Source organism: Paenibacillus mesotrionivorans, assembly GCF_046098205.1.
Classification (GTDB): Bacteria; Bacillota; Bacilli; order Paenibacillales; family NBRC-103111; genus Paenibacillus_AR; species Paenibacillus_AR mesotrionivorans.
In genome coordinates, this window is the sequence record NZ_JBJURJ010000006.1 from 288,889 (window position 1) to 309,104 (window position 20,216).

At 54.2% G+C, this 20,216-nt stretch carries 13 protein-coding genes; 7 read left to right on the plus strand and 6 right to left on the minus strand.

What is annotated here, in order from left to right; all coding sequences use genetic code 11:
- The first annotated feature begins 116 nt into the window (after positions 1-116).
- Entirely contained in the window at positions 117-2,189 is a 2,073-nt protein-coding gene (locus tag ACI1P1_RS11255; RefSeq protein ID WP_416216481.1) for a beta-galactosidase, read from the plus strand.
- Positions 2,190-2,246: 57 nt separating this feature from the next.
- Here ACI1P1_RS11255 and ACI1P1_RS11260 read toward each other — a convergent pair whose 3' ends face one another.
- The 4 genes from ACI1P1_RS11260 to ACI1P1_RS11275 all read right to left on the minus strand — a co-directional run bounded on the left by ACI1P1_RS11260 (position 2,247) and on the right by ACI1P1_RS11275 (position 7,940).
- On the minus strand, positions 2,247-4,439 hold the full coding sequence (locus tag ACI1P1_RS11260; protein WP_416216482.1) for an alginate lyase family protein: 2,193 nt from the start codon (positions 4,437-4,439) through the stop codon (positions 2,247-2,249).
- A gap of 17 nt (positions 4,440-4,456) precedes the next feature.
- Complete coding sequence (locus ACI1P1_RS11265; protein WP_416216483.1) at positions 4,457-5,326, minus strand: carbohydrate ABC transporter permease; 870 nt, start codon at positions 5,324-5,326, stop codon at positions 4,457-4,459.
- Positions 5,327-5,343: 17 nt separating this feature from the next.
- A complete protein-coding gene (locus tag ACI1P1_RS11270; protein WP_416216484.1) occupies positions 5,344-6,276 on the minus strand; it encodes an ABC transporter permease in 933 nt (310 codons plus the stop codon).
- A 95-nt stretch (positions 6,277-6,371) separates the two neighbouring features.
- A complete protein-coding gene (locus ACI1P1_RS11275; protein ID WP_416216485.1) occupies positions 6,372-7,940 on the minus strand; it encodes an extracellular solute-binding protein in 1,569 nt (522 codons plus the stop codon).
- Between the two features lie 221 nt (positions 7,941-8,161).
- On the opposite strand from ACI1P1_RS11275, the gene ACI1P1_RS11280 reads away from it, so the two are divergent.
- The 3 genes from ACI1P1_RS11280 (at position 8,162) to ACI1P1_RS11290 (ending at position 12,739) form a co-directional block, all read left to right on the plus strand.
- Positions 8,162-9,985, plus strand: coding sequence for a cache domain-containing sensor histidine kinase (locus ACI1P1_RS11280; protein ID WP_416216486.1), 1,824 nt, complete (start codon positions 8,162-8,164; stop codon positions 9,983-9,985).
- Positions 9,972-11,573 carry a response regulator transcription factor gene (locus ACI1P1_RS11285; protein ID WP_416216487.1) on the plus strand — a complete coding sequence of 534 codons (1,602 nt, stop codon included), beginning with the start codon at positions 9,972-9,974 and terminating at the stop codon, positions 11,571-11,573. Before ACI1P1_RS11280 ends, ACI1P1_RS11285 begins: the two co-directional genes overlap by 14 nt.
- A 476-nt stretch (positions 11,574-12,049) precedes the next feature.
- On the plus strand, positions 12,050-12,739 hold the full coding sequence (locus ACI1P1_RS11290) for a transcriptional regulator (protein ID WP_416216488.1): 690 nt from the start codon (positions 12,050-12,052) through the stop codon (positions 12,737-12,739).
- 409 nt (positions 12,740-13,148) lie between these two features.
- On the opposite strand, the gene ACI1P1_RS11295 is transcribed toward ACI1P1_RS11290, so the two are convergent.
- Positions 13,149-15,440: a helix-turn-helix domain-containing protein gene (locus ACI1P1_RS11295; protein WP_416216489.1), complete on the minus strand. Its 2,292-nt coding sequence runs from the start codon at positions 15,438-15,440 to the stop codon at positions 13,149-13,151.
- 238 nt (positions 15,441-15,678) lie between these two features.
- Between ACI1P1_RS11295 and ACI1P1_RS11300 the strand changes: the two genes are divergently transcribed.
- The 3 genes from ACI1P1_RS11300 to ACI1P1_RS11310 all read left to right on the plus strand — a co-directional run bounded on the left by ACI1P1_RS11300 (position 15,679) and on the right by ACI1P1_RS11310 (position 19,264).
- Positions 15,679-17,355 carry a type 2 periplasmic-binding domain-containing protein gene (locus tag ACI1P1_RS11300; protein ID WP_416216490.1) on the plus strand — a complete coding sequence of 559 codons (1,677 nt, stop codon included), beginning with the start codon at positions 15,679-15,681 and terminating at the stop codon, positions 17,353-17,355.
- Between the two features lie 67 nt (positions 17,356-17,422).
- A complete protein-coding gene (locus tag ACI1P1_RS11305; RefSeq protein WP_416216563.1) occupies positions 17,423-18,370 on the plus strand; it encodes an ABC transporter permease in 948 nt (315 codons plus the stop codon).
- Positions 18,371-18,382: 12 nt separating this feature from the next.
- Complete coding sequence (locus tag ACI1P1_RS11310; protein ID WP_416216491.1) at positions 18,383-19,264, plus strand: carbohydrate ABC transporter permease; 882 nt, start codon at positions 18,383-18,385, stop codon at positions 19,262-19,264.
- A gap of 85 nt (positions 19,265-19,349) precedes the next feature.
- On the opposite strand, the gene ACI1P1_RS11315 is transcribed toward ACI1P1_RS11310, so the two are convergent.
- Positions 19,350-20,168, minus strand: a complete 819-nt coding sequence (locus ACI1P1_RS11315) for a helix-turn-helix transcriptional regulator (RefSeq protein ID WP_416216492.1) — start codon at positions 20,166-20,168, stop codon at positions 19,350-19,352.
- Between the last annotated feature and the right edge of the window lie 48 nt (positions 20,169-20,216).

The window sequence follows — 20,216 nt, forward strand, 5'->3', positions numbered from 1 at the left end:
TCCTTTTTATGTTCAGATCGGACGATTTATTGATCGTTCTGTTCAGTGCTTATATGCGCGGGGTGCACTATGATCAAGGCAGAAGTTGAACTTACTAATTATGAGGTGGTTTTTCTATGAGAAATCTGGCAGCGCCGATAAGCCCGAAGCTTCCCGTGCTCATGCACGGAGCCGATTATAATCCCGACCAATGGCTGCATGATCCCGCCATCCTTGCGGAAGACATCCGGCTTATGAAGCTGGCCGGCTGCAACGTGATGGCCATCGGCATTTTTTCGTGGGCGGCACTGGAGCCCTCCGAAGGCCAATTCCAGTTCGAGTGGCTGGATCAGGTGCTGGAGAGCTTCCGCCAAAACGGCATTTACGCCTGGTTAGCAACGCCCAGCGGTGCCCGTCCCGCCTGGCTGGCCGGACGTTATCCGGAGGTGCTTCGCGTCGGCCCCAACCGGGTACGCAATTTGTACGCGGGCAGGCATAACCACTGCTTCACCTCCCCTGTTTACCGGGAGAAAACCGCCATCATCAACCGCAAGCTGGCGGAGCGATACGGGTCACATCCCGCAGTGGTCGGCTGGCATATCTCCAACGAATACGGGGGCGAGTGCCATTGCGAGCTATGCCAGGAGGCGTTCCGAAGCTGGCTGAAGCGCCAGTACGGCACGCTGGACGCATTGAATCTGGCCTGGTGGAGCACGTTCTGGGCCCACACGTATACGGATTGGCAGCAGATCGAATCCCCTGCTCCCCACGGGGAACGAAATCTTCACGGCATGAATCTGGACTGGCGGCGCTTCGTAACAGAACAGACGGTTGCCTTCTGCAAGCATGAAATCGACGCCGTGAAATGGGCCAATCCCGGGCTGCCGGTAACGACCAACATGTATACCCTTGAGACTCTGGACTACCGCAAGTTTGCCCCCATATTGGATGTCATCTCGTGGGATGCCTATCCGGATTGGCATATCGCGCAGGACAACGTCAAGGTAGCTTCGACCTTCGCCTTCCTCCACGATATGTTCCGCTCCATGCTGCACAAGCCGTTCGTCTTAATGGAGAGCACGCCCAGCATGACCAACTGGCAGGCGGTATGCAAGCTGAAGAAGCCCGGTATGCACCGGTTGTCTTCTCTGCAGGCTGTTGCTCACGGCGCCGATTCGGTGCAATATTTCCAGTGGCGGAAAAGTAGAGGCTCCACCGAAAAATTCCACGGCGCGGTTGTCGACCATGCCGGTCATGAACATACCCGCGTATTCCGCGACGTCGCGGAGCTGGGCGGCACCTTGGCCAGCCTCTCGGAGGTGACGGGATCGGCAACCCATGCGGAGACAGCGATTCTGTTCGACTGGGAGAACCGTTGGGCAGTGAAGGACGCCAAGGGCCCACGCAATGCCGGACTGCATTACGAGGAGACGGTGCAGGACCATCACCGCGCCTTCTGGCAGCAGGGCATTCCCGTAGACGTAATCGGCAGCGAGGATAACTTCGCCCCTTACAAGCTGATCGTGGCGCCGATGCTCTACCTGTGCCGGGAAGAAACCGGACGTAAGCTGGAAGCATTTGTGGAGCGCGGCGGAACGCTGGTTGTGACGTATTGGTCGGGCATCGTGGACGAGCATGACCTGTGCCATCTGGGCGGTTTCCCCGGCCCGCTGCGCAAGACGCTTGGCATCTGGGCGGAGGAGATCGATGCCCTGCATGATTATGACCTCAACGGCGTATTCCTGTTAGACGGCAACCCGCTGGGATTGTCCGGCCGTTATGAATCGCGCCAGCTCTGCGAGCTGATTCATCTGGAGGGAGCGCAAGCATTAGGCCAATACACAGACGATTTCTATGCAGAGCGGCCCGCCCTTACGGTGAATAGCCTGGGACAAGGCAAGGCGTATTATATCGCCACCCGGCTTGGAGACGATTTTCTCCTTCCGTTTTACCGGGCGGTAGCAGCACAAGCGGGTGTCGCACGGGTGCTGGATTCGGAGCTGCCGGCGGGAGTGACGGCGCAGCTGCGGACGGACGGCAGCTCGGACTTTATCTTCCTGATGAACTTCAGTGACAAGGCCGCAGAGGTAGTTCTGGACGGACGGTCCTACATCGATCTCGAAACCAACGAAACCCTGGAGACGGTCATCCCCTTGCCTGTTGACGGCATCCGCGTGTTGAAGCGGGACGCGGCTCCCCTTCGGTCATAGCTGCAAAAAACCCCGGGTAAGCGAGCAAGTCGCGAGCCTGGGGCTTTTTTGTTTGTTTCATGAAAGGGAATGGACGAGTACATCGCCGACACCGCGACGTCCTCCGTATTCGATCTCTCGTTCCTCCGGCTTCGGCAGCAGACCTTCCGTCACCGGATTACCCGTATGGTCCAAGTAGCCGGCAACCTGCAGTCCACGGTGATCCAGGCAAATCTCATCCGTCCAGCCGTCCCCCGAGATACGAAGGGCAGTGGCGTCCAGGCGGTCCAGCTCCACGCCTTCCGAGACGGCACCCATCCGCGCCAGCTCCAGCAGCGGCGCTTTGGAGCCGTACGGCAGCACAACCGTTTCCATCACTGCTCTTCCTGTGGCCTTCAGCGTACGTTTGACCACCGGCTTGTGATGGTATTGCCCGTGGAGGAAATATAGACCGGACTCCAGCGAAAGCTGGGACGCGTCCAGCTCCGGGTAAGCCAGCAGCACGCTGCCGCCATCCTCCCGATCCGTCCGGACATGTCCGTGGCCGTAGTCGATGGTTGCCGTTCCCGGTGACAGATGGAAATATTGCTCATAGACATGCTGATCCTGCGCCTCGAGAAGATCCACGATCAGCCAATACCGGTGTTTGACGTACAGCACCTTGCGGGAATGGATCACGGGATCGTCATACCGCGTATAGCCGTAATGGCTGGCAAGCCAATAATCGTAACCCTCCGTGCTCCGGAAATCCCAGATGCGGCAAGGGGCCGTCTGCGGCGTGTTCCAATGGGCGCTGCGGACATGCTGATCCCCGCCGTCGACAACGACCGTATTATGGGCCCGCGTGGAAAGGACGTATTTGCGCTCCTTGTTCCACTCGAACAAGCCAATACCGGAGTCGACGAGCAGCTCCCGGCCGCCGGCTGACGCAATAACGCTCAGCGTGTCGGCATGGGCATGCCCGGCGACACCGACTCCGGCACGCGCCGCCATGTACAGTGCCTCGCTGCTCCAATTCTGGCGGGATATGAGATAACCGCCGACAGGAAACCGCGCCGCCGTCGCTTGCGGCGCCCGGGCCTCCAGCTTCCCGTAGCGCTCGGGGGCATCGGGACCCACTCTCCACAGCAGCGAAAAAGGCAGCTCCTTGCAGCCCAGATACTTGAAATCCGGCCGGTTAAAAATATATGCGCCCAGACTCATAACTGCACGGAGATCCTGCGGCGACAGGACGTCCGTATCGCCGAAGCGCGGGAGCTGCCCCTCCGGCGTCATCAGATGCATCAGCACCTCGAACATCTTCTCCAGGGTCCGGCTATATTCCACGGCCGGGATATCCAGCTTCTTCAGGAGCGCCACCAGCTCGTACAAGTCCCGCATGACGACTTGGTGGTAATTGGGGCTCGCTTCGAATTGCACACCGTCCTCATATACGTTCTGCCGGATATAACCGGGGAGCTCCTTCATGCCGTACGCCAGCCAATCCCGGGAAGCTTTCAATTCAGGCAGCAGAAGTGAAAGGGTAATTAAACCCCGAAGCTGCATACAAACGTGGTTTCCGTGGGTTGCGTGGTAATTGCGGGTATACACGCCATGTTGATGGAATGACTTGATCAGCATCATCTTGACCTCCGGCTCGAAGGCAGACGAAGCGAACAGCGCCATAAACGGCTCGGGCAGGACAAAAAGCCGGACACCCACGGACAGCGGATCCCATGTGCAATGCTCAACACGGAAGGTGCCATCCTTCGGCATGGGATTATCCAGTATGAAGTCCTTCATCATGTCATTGAAGCAGCGGGGATAGGCTTCGTTGCCGGTCAGCGCATATGCCCGGACCAGATGCTTCAAATAGCTGAAGCGGGTCAGATGCAGCTGGTATTGGGAGCTATCGAACAACCACCCGTTCCAGTCGTATGTCCCTTCCGGGAACGTGATCCGTCTCCCCTTGAAGAGGGGGAAGTCGCTTTTGGTCAGCAGCTCCGCCTCTTCGAGGGCAAGCACAGCCTCCGGGTCATCCATGAACCGCTTGCGGGAGTAGTCCGCCAATTGTGGCATATCGGATACCTCGAAATAATACCGTTTTGTCACTCCGGATGCGATCAGCGCCAGGTAGGCATCCCTGGCCCCGTTGACGTCGCCGGCTTCTAATCTCCCGCGGACGCCTTCCAAACCCGGACGGTCCAGATCCAGTTCATCCCGCAGGAATGCCTCATCTGAGGGAAGGGGCATCGTATACTGCGGATTATGCCGCAGTTCCTTGTATCCCATGGTTACCTCCCGTATATCTATTCTTTGATGGAGCCCAGCATCGCCCCGTGGGCAAAATGCTTTTGCAGGAACGGATACATCACCACGATGGGCAGCATGGCCAGCAGAATCGCCGCGTTCTGCACGTTGGGACCCAAATTGGCCGCAACGGAGGCATCCAGTGCAGCGTCACTGGAAATTTTCGAGGAGCCGATGGCCACCATTTGGCGCAGGAGCGGCTGGATGGGCCACCGGTTGGTATCGTTAATATAGATAACTGCTGAGAAAAACTCATTCCAGTATTGCACCAGGAAAAACAGGGTGAAGGTGGCGATAATCGGCTTGGACAGCGGCAGGACAACGGAGAACAGAATCCGGAATTCCCCTGCCCCGTCAATCCGGGCCGCTTCATCCAGGCTCTCCGGCAGACTCTGGAAGAAGGAGCGGATGACCATAATATTGAAGGCGCTGGAGGCCGCCGGCAGTACAATCGCCCAGTAGGTATTGATGAGGCCCAAATTTTTGACCACCAGATAGCTGGGGATCAGGCCCCCTTGGAAAATCATCGTGAAGAAAATGAACAGCAGAACTACTCTGCGCCCGGGCATCCCTCTTTTAGACAAGGCATACGCCAGCGACAGGGATACTACCAGATTCACGCAGGTACCTAAGGCCGTGATCAGCACCGAATTTTTCAGGGAACCCAGGAATTCTCTTGCATTCAGCAGATAGGTGTAGGCCGCCAGCGTCCAATTTTTGGGCCAGATGAAGAAGTTTCCTGCCATGGAATCCGTCGGCAAGCTGAAGCTGACGGCGATAATATACAGAAACGGCAGGACGACAGTCAGGCAGATCAGCGTGATGATACATCCAATCATGAAGTCAAACCAGGTTACGCGTGCTTGCATCGTGTTTTCCCCCCGTTCTAGAAAATGCCGTCTTCGCCGAGAAGCCGGGCCGCATAGTTGGCGGACACCACCAGAATCAGGCTGACGATGGATTTGAACATACCCACAGTAACGGCAAAGCTGTAGTTAAACTGCTCCAGCCCTACATGATACACATACAGGTCAAAGACATTGGATACATCGATATTCAGACTGTTGGTCATTAGGAATATCTGCATAAAGTTGGAGTCCAAGGAGGAGCCCAGACGGAGCAGCAGCAGAATGACGATGGTGCTTTTGATGCCGGGCAGCGTGATATGCCAGATGTTCTGGAACCGGTTGGCCCCATCCACCTTGGCTGCTTCATACAGCTCCGGGTTAATGCCGGCCAGGGCGGCCAGGAAGATAATCGTCCCCCAGCCCGCGTCCTTCCAGATGGCCTGGAAGATAATCAGCGGACGGAACCAGTCGTTGCCGGTCAGGAAGGCTGCGCTGCTGCCGAACCATAGGTCCAGGTAGTGGTTAATCACGCCGGAGGGACCAAAGAAGGAGATGGTCATGCCGTATATAACAACCCACGACAGGAAGTGGGGCAAATAGACGATGGTTTGGGAAATGCGCTTGAAGGCGGAAAACCGGATTTCATTGAGCATAATGGAGAGCAGGATGGTGAAAGGAAAATAGATGGTCAAGCTCAGTACGCTGATCAGCAAGGTATTCTTCAACAGTAAAAAAAAGTCCGGTGTGCTGAAAAACTGGCGGAAATTCTCCAACCCGATCCACGGGCTTTGCCATAATCCCTGAAAGGGGCTGTATTCCTTAAAGGCCAGAATCAAACCCCACATGGGTGCGTAATGAAACACAATAAAATAAAGGATGCCCGGCAGCGCCAGCACATAGAATGGCCAATATTGCTTCAGCCATCGAAAGCGGATTGTTTTTTGTCTGTTTAGGATTAGTGCTCTCTCCATATCCAGGGCCTCCTATCGGTCCCAGCGGCACAGGGCTTGGAGCTCCCTGTGCCGGTTCCCGGTATGTTCTGTAAGAATATGTTTAGGGGGATACTTTACTTATGGTCCTCGTTGTACTGATCCAGCAGCTCCTTGGTGATCTGTACGCCCAAGCCGTTGGTCCAATCATCAATGGTCTTCTGGACCTCCGTCCATTGGGTTTCGCCAAGTACATATTTGGTCATGGCCGCACCCATTTTTTTGTAGCTGTCCGGATTTTTGGCCGCCGTCGGCGAGCTGTAGCTCAGGAACGGATTGACCACACCGGCTTTGCTGATCACATCAAGCGTCGCCTTTTGTTTTTTGAGAATATCCTCATTTTTGGAGGTGGCGTACACATACGGGTCTACCTTGTTTTGAAGCACAAAGGCGCTGGGTTTATCCAAATCCGAACGTTTCTTCTGCTCCTCGTTCATAACGGCGATGCCATTCTTGAATTCGCTGGAATGGACGCCGATGATGCCGGTTTTGGAGAACACATAGTTTTCCTCGGAGGCGCTAAAGTTCAGGAAGTCCACAATCTTCTGCACCTTGTCCTTCGGAACGGAGCTGGGAATGGTCCAGAGGCCATAATAGCCGCTGATCACGGCTGCGCCGCTTTTTCCGGTAGGACCTGCAAGTAAATCCACCACAGCGATATCGGCATTGGGATCAGCCTGCCTCATCTTGGCCAAATTGTCCTCGGTGTAGTCGCTGACATTGCCTACGAAGGCGCCTGCCACACCGGCTTGGAACTTATTGCGCATTTGCGCCTGGCCCTTGAGCACGGGAGCATCCTTATCGATTAGCCCCTTGCTCCAGGCGTCCTTCAGCCAATCCATGTAGTTCTTGTACTCCGGAGTCTGGAAGTCTCTAATGGCTTTGCCGTTTTCCAGCTTCCAGTTTTGCGGAACCTCGTAGGCAAAGGACATGGGCATGGTACCGCCGAAGGGGTTCGGACCACCAATCAAATCTGTTGCGTACAGGGTGAGCGGTACAGTTCTGCCTCCCCCTGCCGGGTCATTCTTCTTGAATACCTCCAGCGCCTTGGTGAATTCCTCCATCGTCTTCGGAACGGCCAAGCCGTATTTATCCAGCCAATCCTTGCGGATAATAACATTGGCCTCACCGCCGCCGTACAGGCCCCGCGGCCGCGGAATGCCGTAAATTTTACCTTGGACCTTCACATTGTTCCACACATTCTGGTCCAGCTTGTTGATGTTGTCGGCATTTTTCAGATAGGGGGTCAGATCATGGAACGCTCCCATTTTCACCAAGCTGGTGAATTTATCATCCTTGCCGCCGGCCATGAGCATTAGATCATAGGAGTCCCCCGAGGAGATGGCCACCGACAGCTTATCCATGTAGGCTTCCGAAGGCACAAAGGTAATGTCCAGCTTCACATTGCCCCGTTTCTCCATATCCTCCTTGGCTTTGTTGTTGTCGGTTACAGGCGGATCGCCGAAGAGAATGGTCATTGCCTTGATGCTGGTAGGTGCTGCGCTGGCTGCAGGCGATTGCCCGGATGCTCCCGGCTGCTGCGTGGCGGCATTGTCCGCCGCATTGTCCTTGCCGCAGCCTGCCAGCACTGTGCCCATGGAAAGCGTCGCTGCCAGAACAGGCAGCCATATTTGCTTTGCTTTCATTTTCATCCCCCGTTTCGATGTAGTCACCTTTTGATGCGATTACGCCTTACACTTTGGATTATAGAGGATCAGTAGAAGCGTTTACATGTCTGGATCAAGGGAAAGTGTCACCTTTTTTCAGATTTTTCGAAAAACGGATGTTGTCCATGTAAGCGTTGTACTATAATATAGCCATATCCCTCCGGAGGCAATGAAACGGCCGGAAGACAAGGAGACAGCAGGTGAAATCCAACTTTTTCAGCTTTCTCAAGAAAAGCTTCTATATACGCATGATCCTGATTATGCTGGGTGTTTCGGTCATTCCGTTAGTCCTGCTGTCCTGGATTTCCATCCGCGTGTCCACCGGCACCGTAGAAAATCAGGTGAACCGCTTGAACGAGCAGCTGGTCAACCAGGTGGTGGACCGGGTGGAGCTGACCATGTCCCGTTTCCGGGAGCTCAGTGACCAATATTCCCGCATCGGCTCCATTCAGACTGCGCTGGTGCCGCCGGAGGCTCTGTACTTCGAAGAGGTGACCCGCAAGAAGGAGCTGATTGCGCTCTTAAGCACGGCCTCGGCCGTAATCGGCAACGTGCAGGGGCTTCAGGTGTATTCCGCCGTTACAGGAGAAGTCCTGTCCTCCTATGAGGTGCCTGCCCGGCTGCAGGATTCCCCGTACCGCCCTCTGATCCAGCGTTTTCTTGATGTGAAGGGGTCAAGCCTGTTTCTGGACAAGGAGGCATTGGCCCAGGAGGAATCCCTGACCCTGCTGCGGAACGCGGTTTATTATATCAGCCGGATTCCCTCCGACCGTTTCGAGGAGATGACCGGCGCCCTCCTGATCTCCATGAACACCAACCAGTTCCAGCAGCAAATTGAGAATATCCAGCTGGGCGGCAAAGGCTCGGTTTCGCTGGTAACCCGGAATGGTCTCACCGTGGCTACCACCAGCCGGCTTCCCGCCGCGGAGGATCAGGAACGTCTGGCACAGATTCTCGCCCATTGGCATGAGCAGAAGATGCCCAACCAGTTTCAGATGGATTCCTCCATTATCTCCGTGAAGCAAACCTCTACCTATGACGGCTGGATCGTGATTTCGGAGATTCCTTCCCGGGAGCTGACCCAAAGCACGGACATTATCCGCAAAACCGTCGGTTATTTCCTGCTGTTCCTGATCGGCTTGGGTGTCATCGCCATCATCGCCTTCGGCTATCAGCTGTACCGCCCTCTCCAGGCGGTGAAGAAGCAGGTGGACGCCATCAAAAAAGGCCGCTTCGATGCCCGGGTCACCCATTTTGCCAACAACGAAATCGGCGAACTGGGGCGGATGCTCAACTCCATGGCGGTGCGCATCGAGGACCTGCTGGGGGATCTGCAGGAGTCGGAGGAGCTGAAGCGCCGTTTGGAAATCCGGGCGTTGCAGTCCCAGATCAATCCCCACTTTATGTACAACACGCTGAACACCATCCGGATGTTCGCCATGCTGAAGGATTATGAGAAGATCAATACCCTGATGGGACGGCTGGTTTCCCTTCTGCGGTATTCCATGGAAAACTACGAGCAAACCGTCCGGTTTAAGCAGGAGTTTGCCTATCTGGAGGATTATGCGGAGCTGCTGAATATGCGCTACAAATGCCGGATTGTCCTGCACGCGGAGGTGGAGGAGCCGCTTGAGGGACTTCTGATCCCCAAGCTCAGCCTGCAGCCGCTGATTGAAAATGCGGTGTTCCACGGCATTCTGCCGAAGAAGGTGGAGGACGGACATATCTGGGTGCGGCTGTATTCTCTTCCTGCCCCCGACCATCTGGTGGTGCTGGAGGTGCAGGACAACGGCGTGGGGCTGGAGGAGCGGGAGCTGGAGTTTCTGCGGATGCATCTGCTGCGGGAGGAGTCCAATGAGAATATCGGCCTGAAGAATGTATGGATGCGCCTGCGGCTCATGTTCGGCAAAACCGCTGAGGTCCAGTTGGACAGCCGCCCCGGCGAAGGCATGACCATCCGGTTTTTGTTCCCCGCCGATACGGTGCAGGTGAGAGAGGAGGAGGATTCCGGTGAGCAAATATAAGGTGATTCTGGTGGAGGATGAGATTCCTGCCCGGATGGTGTTCCGGCAGATGATTGAAGCCCGCGCTGATCTGTTCGAATTGGCCGGAGAGGCGGAGGATGGGCTGGATGGACTGGCACTGGCGGAGGCCCACCGTCCCCATCTCATCGTGACGGATATTACCATGCCGCGGATGACCGGCCTGGAGATGCTCCATGAGCTGGAGCGCAAGGGTATGGCTGTCCCCCAAACAGTGATTCTCACCTGCCACCAGGATTTTCACTATGCCCAGCAGGCGATTCAGCTGAAGGCGGCCTCTTATCTGATTAAGGACGATTGCCTCTCCGACCCGGAGCTCTTGGTCCGCACCATGGAGGGGCTGGCCGAGAAGGTGGATCTGCATGACCAGAACCGGGAGAAGCAGCGGCAGCTGGAGCAGAAGGTCCGCTCCAACGAGGTAGAGATTGAGCAAAATTTGTTCCTGGACATGCTGCGCAATCCGGCTGCTGAGGGACGGTGGCTGGAGAGTCTTGAGGCGGCAGGCATTCCGGCGGAAGGGGTGCCCTTCCGGTTTCTGCTGCTGGAGCTGGACCGCGGCTCCCTGCGGTTCTCCATGGACCAGCTGGAGGAGCTGAAGCTGTGGCAGTTCGCCGGAGTCAATGTGCTGAAGGAGCTTTTGGAGGGGATGGGTCCGAACAAGGTGGTCGCGCTGGACAAGGGGCGGTTTATCGCTTTATATGTGTCCGAGCGGGACGGTAGGCTGATGCCGGAGAAGGTGGCGGACAGCTTCAATTCCTTTCTCAAAATGAACTGCATCGTACTCCAAGGCTTATTCGAGCCGGGTTTGGCCAAGCAGCTGCCGCTGGTGAAGAAGATGGCAGGTGCCTCTTATCCATTCTTCTACCGCAGCGGCGAAACGGTGAAGGCCCGGGAGTGGGAGGAGGCCAACCGCTTCGCTCCCGTGGATGAGCAGCACGGCCGCTTCTGGATGCGGGTGGTGCGCCAGGCGCTGCTGGAGCCCCACGCGGGGGAGGCCGCTCTCGAGGGTGAGCGGGACTCCTTCCTGCGGCAGGCGGCGGAGCACCGCTGGGACCCGGAGCAGATCAAGTCCTTGTATCTGCGGGCGTTCCTGGACATCAGCCACTTCAAGCCGGAGGCCGGGGCCGGGGTTGATCTGGGGGCGGAGCTGCGCAGCCGTCTGGCCCACTGCCAGACGTTCCTGGCGGTGCACAACGCCACCTTCCTGCAATTTCACAAGCTGCAGCAGCTGCACAGCGATACGAAGAAGATCGACGCCTCCATCGCCCGGATTGTGCAGCGGATGCATGAGGATGTGGGGTATCCCTTCCGCCAGGAGGAGCTGGCGGCGTCCATCAACTACAGCATCCCTTACTTCAGCAGCATGTTCAAAAAAACCACCGGCGAAAGCTTCATCCAATACCTGACCCGCCTGCGCATCGAAAAGGCCAAGCTGCTGCTCCTGACCACGGACCAGAAAACCTTCGAAATCGCCGACGCGGTGGGCATGGAAAATTACCGTTCCTTCAACCGCTTGTTCAAGCGGGAGACGGGCATGACCCCGTCCGATTTCCGCAAGCGGATGGAGTAGAGAGCGGGCTCTAACGGAACTCTGTGATACCCGCTCGCCTCCGCCGCTGCTCTATCGGAACTCTGTGAGCCTATCATTGTTTCACCGCAACTATAACGGACATCCGCCAGGCTCTTGCACCTCCACCGCAACTCTAACGGAACTCAGCGACCGTTAGCGCCCAATTTCGCCACGTTTGGATCTGTAACGGAACTCAGAAGCCCTTAGCTACTCAAAACCATGCCTCCTCTCCCACTTTCCCCTGCTAAGAGTCGCTGAGTTCCGTTAGCGCGGCAAACAAACCAATTTTGCCTTTTAAGCGTCGCTGAGTTCCATTACAGCTCTTGCCTATCGCTCCCCTCAGATTCCCGTTGCCGCATTAGGCGCCGCGGGTTATAATGACGGTATAACTGGTTGTGAAGCACACACCGCTTGGGTCCCTGTTGGGATCTGGCGGTGTTTTTGCGTTCACAGGCACTAATGGAGGTGTAGCAAACATGACGGTTTTTGAGCAGCAGTATACCGTTTGGCTGGAGGGACAAATGGCGGCGGAGAAGAATCCGCGCAGGCGTGAGCTGCTGGAGAAGGGGTTGGGGCATGGGACTGTGGAGTTTTTGCGGACCATCTGGCATCCCACGGTGAAAAACTTCGACTTCCTCTACCCGGAATGGGAGGTCCGGGATTTTCACAACGGGTACCGGTACGTGGACTTGGCTTATATGCCCGGAGGTATGAAGGGCGGCATCGAAATTCAGGGCTATGGTCCCCATGCCCGCGATCTGGATGTGCGCCGGTTCAAGGATTTGTGCTGGCGGCATTGCCTGCTGGCTCTGGATGGCTGGACGTTCCTGCCCATTGCATTCCCCTCTATCCAGGAAGAGCCGGAACGCTGCCGGCAGCTGGTACTGGCGTTCATCGGGCGGTTTATCTCACCGGATACGCCCGCCCAGTTGGCGGCACTGGAGGTGGAAACCCTGCGCTATGCCAGGCGTGTGATGCGTCCCTTCCCTGCACGGGAGCTGGCGTCCCATCTGCAGGTTACAGAGCGGTACGCCCGGCAGCTGCTGCAGCAATTGATGGCCAAGGGGCTGGTGGAGATAACCAACCACCAGCAGCGATACCGGCTGTACGGGTTAACGGAACTCAGCGACCCTTACAGCCGGAATCTGAGTGTTTTAAAAAAATAACGGAACTGAGACGCCGTTAGCGGTCGAAAATGAGACCAAAGCGGTCCTCATCTCCAGCTAACGGCTTCAAAGTTCCGCTACAATGCCATAAACGCCAAATTTGTCCGCTAACGGTCGCTGAGTTCCGTTAGCGCGCCGGGGGGCTACGGAAGGACCGCGGGGCCCGGTTAAGTTCCGTTAGCCGCATCTGGAGGTTTGTGGGAGGACCGCGGAGCCTGACAGGGCTCCATCAGCGCTCCGCGACGACCGCGAAGAACCCGTTTGAGTTCCGTTAGCCGCGTCGGGAGGTCTGCGGAAGAACCGCGGGGCCCTGCCGTGTTCCGTTAGCACGTCGGGAGGTCTGCGGAAGAACCGCGGGCCCCGGCTGTGTTCCTTCCCCCGCCCGCCTCCAGGGTTGCCTGACTAACCCTCACTCCTTATACTTGCCCGGTGTCACACCCTCGTACTTCTTAAAGCTGCGGATCAGCGCATTGCTGTTTAAGTACCCCACCCGGACAGCCGCGTCGGAAATGCTGAGCTTGTCGTCCCGCAGCAGCACCTTGGCTTGTTCCAGCCGCACCTTGTTGATATAATCCGGCAGGGTTTCCCCGGTTTGCTCCTTGAAGAGCTTGGACATATAGCTGGGCGTAATCCCCAGATGCTCCGCAACCATCGCCACATTCAGATTAACATCCCCATAATGGCTGTTCACAAACTCCGTAATGCTCCGGCTCAATTCATAAGAGCGGTTGCCCGTCTTGTATTGTATGCGTTTACAAACAACGGACAGAGTTTGGGTAATCTCCTCCTGCAGCTCTGCCACCGTTTCACAGCCGAACAGCCTCTCCACCGGCTCCTCCGCCGACATTTCCTTGACTGTCTTCACGACGGTGCTGGCCAGGTCAAACATAAAATACCGGGTCATCTCCGCAGTGGGGGTGCCGTCCATAAAGTTGGAGCGGATAATGTCGTCCAGCAATTGCTTCCCTTTTTCAAACTCGCCGGATTTGATGCAGTTGACTAGCTTTTGCTCCTTTTCGAGGGGGTAAAAATACTCCCGCACATTATGCTTTAAGCTTTGGAAGCTGATAATCGTGCCGGCGCCGGCAATCATTTTGTATTCCAGCGCTTCTGCGGCCTCCTGGTAAGCCTCCTGCATCCCATGGATACCCGTATGGGCATCGCTCACCGAAACGGTAAGAACCATGCCGTAATATTTTTCAAAAAAACGCTGCAGCTCATCTGTGATGTTAATCAGTTCCTGCACAGGCTCCGCCGCCTCAGGATCCTGCAGGTTCACGATGAATACGATCTTCTCGTCCATCTCCGTCACAAAATTCTTATACCTCTGCCCCAGCAGTTCCTCGAATACATTGGTAATGACAAAGCTGGGGAGCTTCGACTTGGCTTCCACATCATCGCCGGTCCCCAAGGAAAGCAGCTTGCCCTTATCCTCAATCGCCAACAGCATCACCACAAAACCATCGGAGGTAAACTCCATGTCCATGGCCGAAAACGCATTATGGCGGACCGAGATATTGCCGAACTTCCCTTTGAGAAGCTTATGGAGAAAATCCGCCTTCACCACACTGCTTTGCTGCTTCAGCTTCAGGTTGATCTTTTCCTTCTCCCGGAGCGTCTCCTGGATCGCCTCATAAATAAACTGGTATTCATTGCCGGAACGTTCATCCGGATGCCTGCTTTTGCCATTCTGGATGATGCGGATGAGATTGCGGACCGGATTATAGTTGCGCCAGGCAAGCAATACCGATAAGGCTCCCCCCAGAATCAGGCAAAGGATGATGCTGGCGATCATTAATTTTTCCGTAAACTCGCTTTTTTCCATTACAATTTCCCGTCGCACAATGGACACATACTTCAGCTTCGATACATCGGATTTGGTGTAGGAGATGATGTAAGAATCCCCGCCCTGCCCTTTCACCAGCATATTCTCATCTTCGCCCAGCTCCTCCACCCGGAGAATATCCGTTATGGGAAAGGACGCCGTGGACGCAAGAATGCTGTTATCCGTATCCAGAATAAAAGTACTTCCGTATTGCGCCGATTGGATGTTTTGAATCATCTCCGTAAACCGTTCCTTGTTAAACTGGATTACAATTGTAGCCTCGGATTTCTCCGAATTGGAAAGCGGAATGGAACGCATATACGCCAGCGCACCGGAGCCCTCTTCCGAGGCGGGTTGGCCTCCTATGGAGATGTATCTGCCGCTGTACACCTTCTGGTGCACGTCGATCCATTCCTCAAAACTGATATCCGGATTGGCGAGAATCGGGTACATATAATGACTTCGCGAAGCGGCCGTAGAGGAAATCACCCCATCCAAGCTCCGCAGATACACATAAAAATCGTGGATGTAGCCGTTGGTGATGTTCATCCGTTTGAAGTCCTTGACGATCTGGGACACCTCGTACTGCTTGTTATTCCAGTTGGTTTCCTGGGACGTGGCCAGCAGCTGGATATCGGGGTTGAAGGCAATATCAAAGCTCAAGCGCTCGGCATCCTTCAAGATGTTGTCCATATTCAGCTGGACCTGCTTCAGCATGGCAAGATTCGCCCGGTTGGTTTCCTGCTCAATGGTCCCCACCGTAACAAAATAAACGACCCCCGTGAAAATAATCGGGATAAGCAGAATCAAAATGTACGATAAAATCTGCGGAACGATGATGCTGTTTCTAGTCTTTAAGACTCCCTTTACATTCATGAAATCACCCTCGGTACGTTAGCTTCCCATATTATACTACACTTTTTATGGATAAAAAGAGGCGGGGAAGAACCGCTTTTTGCATTTTTGATGATGCTTTTGCCATATTTGATATTCGTCATTTGGAAATTTGAATACGGTTTCCGGCCGATGGAGATTGATTTAGGGTAACAGAAATCCTATACTGGCGCTAGGTCAGATCAAGAAGCATAAAACAAGCAAAAAAGGGGAGGAAAAAATGATTACAAGTAAAAAGACGTTTTCCAAGGTCACGGCATGTTCCATTATGATAGCGCTTTTATCTTCTGCGGCTTTAACAGGGTGCGGAACCGATGAGGCCGAACCCGCTCCTTCCGCTTCATCCAGCACCGCCATTAAGGTTCCTTTTGAAAAACCGGTTAAATTCCGTGTCTGGGACCCTCTGATGAGCACCGCCCTTCCTATTATGCAGAACTACGCCGAATCCGAGTTCAATAAAGAGCTGCAGAAACGGCTGAATGTGACCATTGAATATATCCATCCTACCGAAGGTTCGGCGAAGGAGCAATTTAATCTGATGCTGACCTCCGGGGACATTCCGGACTTTATTGTGGGTACCTTCGGAGATTATCCGGGAGGCAGACAGAAGGCCTTCGATGACGGCATTCTGTTGGACATCAAGAATGAAATCCCCAAGTATGCGCCGGACCTGGCCAAAATTTATCAGACCTATCCCGATCTGCTGATGGATGTGGAAACCGAGGAAGGCCGGCAGTTCGGTGTCCCGTTCCTCAAGGGTGACCAGAGCATCTACACCTTCTTTGGCGGCTTTATGCGCAAGGATTGGTTGAATGATCTTGGCCTGCAGGTGCCCGAAACCATCGATGAGATGTATACCGTTCTGAAAGCCTTCAAGGAAAAGAAGGGTGCAACTGCACCATTGACGGGAAGCGTCAGCAATATCAAAAACAACTACTTCACCGGGGCATGGGGCATCAATCAGGATCACTTCATCGAGAATGGCAAGGTGGTATACGGGGCCATTGACCCGAGGTTTAAGGAATATACCAAAACCATGGTGAAATGGTATAGGGACGGCATTCTGGATCCCGAAATAGCAACGAATAACGCCAAAACCATCGACGCCAAATTTACCGGCAACCAATCCGGCGCAACCCTGGGCAACACCGGCTCGGGCCTGGGAAAATATTTGCCGCTGATGGCCAAGAAGGATCCGAAGTTCGACCTTGTGGCTGCCCCGTATATGGTGCAAAAGAAGGGTGACTTCAATCCGTTTATGCCCAAGGACGGACCTGTTGTAAACAATGGCGCCTGGAATATTACCAGCTCCTGCAAGAATGTTCCCGCAGCCTTGGCATTCCTGAATTACGGCTACACCAAGGAAGGCTCCATGCTCTATAACTTCGGCATTGAGGGCGTAAGCTACAAGATGGAGAACGGTTATCCGAAATATACGGATCTGGTGACCAACAACCCCAACGGGCAGCCGATTGCAACCATGGGACAAATGTATACCCGTGCCTTTAAGGACGGCCCCTTCGTACAGGACAAGAGATATTTTGAGCAGTACATGGCCCTGCCGCAGCAGCAGGAATCGTTGAAGGTCTGGACCAAATATGCGGAGCAGGCCACCAAGGCCAACAAGACGTTCAGAGGAAACCTGACGCCGGAGGAGGTCTCCCAGATCACCTCCAAGCAGAATGAAATCAATACCTATAAGGATGAAATGTTCCTTAAGTGGCTGATGGGCAAAGAGGATGTGGATGCTACCTGGGACAAATACGTTGAACAGATCAAGAAGCTGGGCATCGAGGATATCAACAAAATCAGACAGAATGCCTATGACCGCTTCATCAAAAAATTCCCGCAGGCATTAAACCCGCAATCCTTCAATATCAGCGACATCTACAAATAGTACGGCTGGGATGGGGGAAGAAATTCCCCCATTTCACCATACCAAGGAGGTTCCCGCCTTGCCGGAGATCACAACGCAGCCACAGCATGCGGTATACAAAAAGCCTGGTTTGTTGAAGACCATCATCAAGGATTACAAGAAAAATAAATGGTTGATCTTAATGGCTCTGCCCGTTGTAGCCTGGTATATTCTGTTCCACTATGTGCCCATGTACGGGGTTATTATCGGCTTTAAGCAATTCAGCCCTGTTAAGGGCATCTGGGGCAGCCCATGGGTAGGACTCCAGCACTTCCACGATTTCTTCAACAGCATCTCTGCATGGAGAGTGATCCGCAATACTTTATTGATCAATTTCTACCAGCTGATCTTCGGATTCCCGGCGCCGATTATTCTGGCGTTATTGCTGAATGAAATTAAGAACAAGGCCTTCAAAAAGACGATCCAAACCGTAACCTACCTGCCCCACTTCGTGTCCACCGTGGTCATCTGCGGGATGATTATCGACTTTTTTGCCAAAAGCGGGTTGATTAATGACATTATTGCCTTCTTCGGCGGCTCCCGCACCATGTTCCTGGTGGAATCGGGATGGTTCCGCACCATCTATGTAGGCACCGGCATCTGGCAGGGAATCGGCTGGGGATCGATTATCTATCTGGCTGCCCTCACGGCTATCGACACAGAGCTGTATGAGGCGGTCACCATCGACGGGGCCGGGAGATGGAAGCAATTTGTCCATATTACCCTGCCGGGGATTGCCCCTACCATCGTGATCCTGCTGATCATGAACATCGGACGTATGATGAGTGAGGGTTATGAAAAGATCATCCTGCTCTATAACCCCAGCACCTATGAAACAGCGGATATTATATCGTCCTATGTATACCGGCGCGGGCTGGTTGAAGCCAACTACAGCTTCAGTGCGGCGGTGGGGCTGTTCAACTCCATCGTGAATCTGATCCTGATCGTGACAGCAAACTACACTAGCCGCAAGGTGAATGAAACCAGCCTGTGGTAAGGAGCGGAAGTTATGGTAATCAAGAAGACATTCGGCGATTATGTGTTTGATACATTCAACGTGCTTTTATTGGCTGGGCTGGCACTGATCACCGCCTATCCCTTTGTGTATGTGGTATTTGCTTCCTTAAGCAGCGCAGACCATCTTACCGCACACAGCGGCTTGCTGCTTAGGCCCTTGGATTTCAGCCTGGATGCGTATAAGGCCGTGCTGAAAAACCCGATTATTTATACAGGTTATAAGAATACCCTGTTTATTGTCGTCGTGGGTACGGCTTATAACATAGTCATGACAGCCATGGGCGCCTTCGTTCTTTCCCGAAAGGATTTCTTCTGGAGAAAACCGATTACCATCATGATTGTATTCACCATGTTTTTCGGCGGCGGCCTGATTCCCAGCTTCCTGCTGGTGAAGGATCTGGGGTTAATGAATTCCTTATGGGCGCTGATTGTTCCCGGAGCCATCGGAACCTGGAATCTGATCATTATGCGGACGTCGTTTCAAGCGATTCCCGACAGTCTGATTGAATCTGCCCACCTGGATGGCGCGCATGACTTTATCATTCTGTTCAAAATCATTATCCCGCTGGCCTTGCCGACCATTGCCGTAATGGTGCTGTATTATGGGGTTGGCCACTGGAACTCCTGGTTCAGCGCCATGATTTATTTGCGGAAGCGGGAATTATGGCCCTTGCAGCTGGCTCTGCGGGAAATCCTGATTTCCAACAGCACCGACGAAATGATGACCGGCACCGCTGCCCAGGACCGGGCATCCATTGGGGAAACCATCAAATACGCCACGATTATGGTAGCGACTCTCCCCATCCTGGCGGCGTATCCGTTCCTGCAGAAATATTTTGTGAAGGGCGTTATGGTTGGAGCACTCAAAGGTTAGTGGGATAAGAAAAAACCCTTTTCGCGAAAGCTGCGGGAAGGGCTTTTTGCTGCCGGGCACTAGGGGCTGTCTTCGAAGACAGGCCCTACATACCGGTATATTTGGTCGGGGAGATCCCCTCTATTTTCTTGAAGTATCTGCTGAAATAAAACATGTCGCCAAAACCGACCAACCCTGCCGTATCGGTTACGGAATACCCCATCTCCAGAAACTCCTTCGCCCGGGCGATCCGGTATTTGATAATAAACTCGAAGGGGGTTTCCCCTGTGGTTTCCTTGAAGATATGGCCCAGATGGGAAGGGCTGATATCGATACTATTGGCCAGCTCATCCAGCGTCAGCTTCCGGGTATAGTTGGCGGCAATATAGTTGATGACCTTCTCCACCTTATGAATGGCGCTGTAATTGACGGTGTCCTTTTCCAGGTAATTCGAAATCAGCAGGATGATCTCCATAAAATCGGCGCGGCACCGGAAGATCCGGTTCTCATGCCCCGAGGACCAATGCCGCATAAATTCCTCGAATAATTCCTTCAAACGGCGGAACAGATACCGGTCCTGAATGTGGGTATGAGACGGGAACGGAAGAGCAGCATCCAGTTGGACCCAGCTGCCATTCTCCATAATCGGACAGGCATATTGAAAATCAACTGTATAGCATTTCACAAGGGCATCCGGATTGGTGTCCCCCCTTCTTATGTCGCCGGGTTTGAAATATACGATATCTCCGCTGACGGCTGTAAACTCCGCATCATTACACAAGAGATTGGCTTCGCCATCCATGACCAGCATCAGATTGTGGTGGGGAAAAACGCCATGGGGAATCTTCCAGGAAGGAGTCGCGTAGCGTTTGATAGCCAGGATAAAATGGGGAACCATGGCGTTTAGAACCTCAGTTGTCCTCAAGGCATTACACCACCAAATAATCGGGATATATTACAAATCGAATCATAT

Excerpts from the sequence above, each read along its gene's own strand:
- ACI1P1_RS11290 (WP_416216488.1), top strand. The coding sequence starts at position 12,050 with ATGACGGTTTTTGAGCAGCAGTATACCGTTTGGCTGGAGGGACAAATG.
- ACI1P1_RS11295 (WP_416216489.1), bottom strand. The coding sequence starts at position 15,440 with ATGAATGTAAAGGGAGTCTTAAAGACTAGAAACAGCATCATCGTTCCG.
- ACI1P1_RS11275 (WP_416216485.1), bottom strand. The coding sequence starts at position 7,940 with ATGAAAGCAAAGCAAATATGGCTGCCTGTTCTGGCAGCGACGCTTTCC.
- ACI1P1_RS11260 (WP_416216482.1), bottom strand. The coding sequence starts at position 4,439 with ATGGGATACAAGGAACTGCGGCATAATCCGCAGTATACGATGCCCCTT.
- ACI1P1_RS11270 (WP_416216484.1), bottom strand. The coding sequence starts at position 6,276 with ATGGAGAGAGCACTAATCCTAAACAGACAAAAAACAATCCGCTTTCGA.
- ACI1P1_RS11300 (WP_416216490.1), top strand. The coding sequence starts at position 15,679 with ATGATTACAAGTAAAAAGACGTTTTCCAAGGTCACGGCATGTTCCATT.
- ACI1P1_RS11265 (WP_416216483.1), bottom strand. The coding sequence starts at position 5,326 with ATGCAAGCACGCGTAACCTGGTTTGACTTCATGATTGGATGTATCATC.
- ACI1P1_RS11255 (WP_416216481.1), top strand. The coding sequence starts at position 117 with ATGAGAAATCTGGCAGCGCCGATAAGCCCGAAGCTTCCCGTGCTCATG.
- ACI1P1_RS11310 (WP_416216491.1), top strand. The coding sequence starts at position 18,383 with ATGGTAATCAAGAAGACATTCGGCGATTATGTGTTTGATACATTCAAC.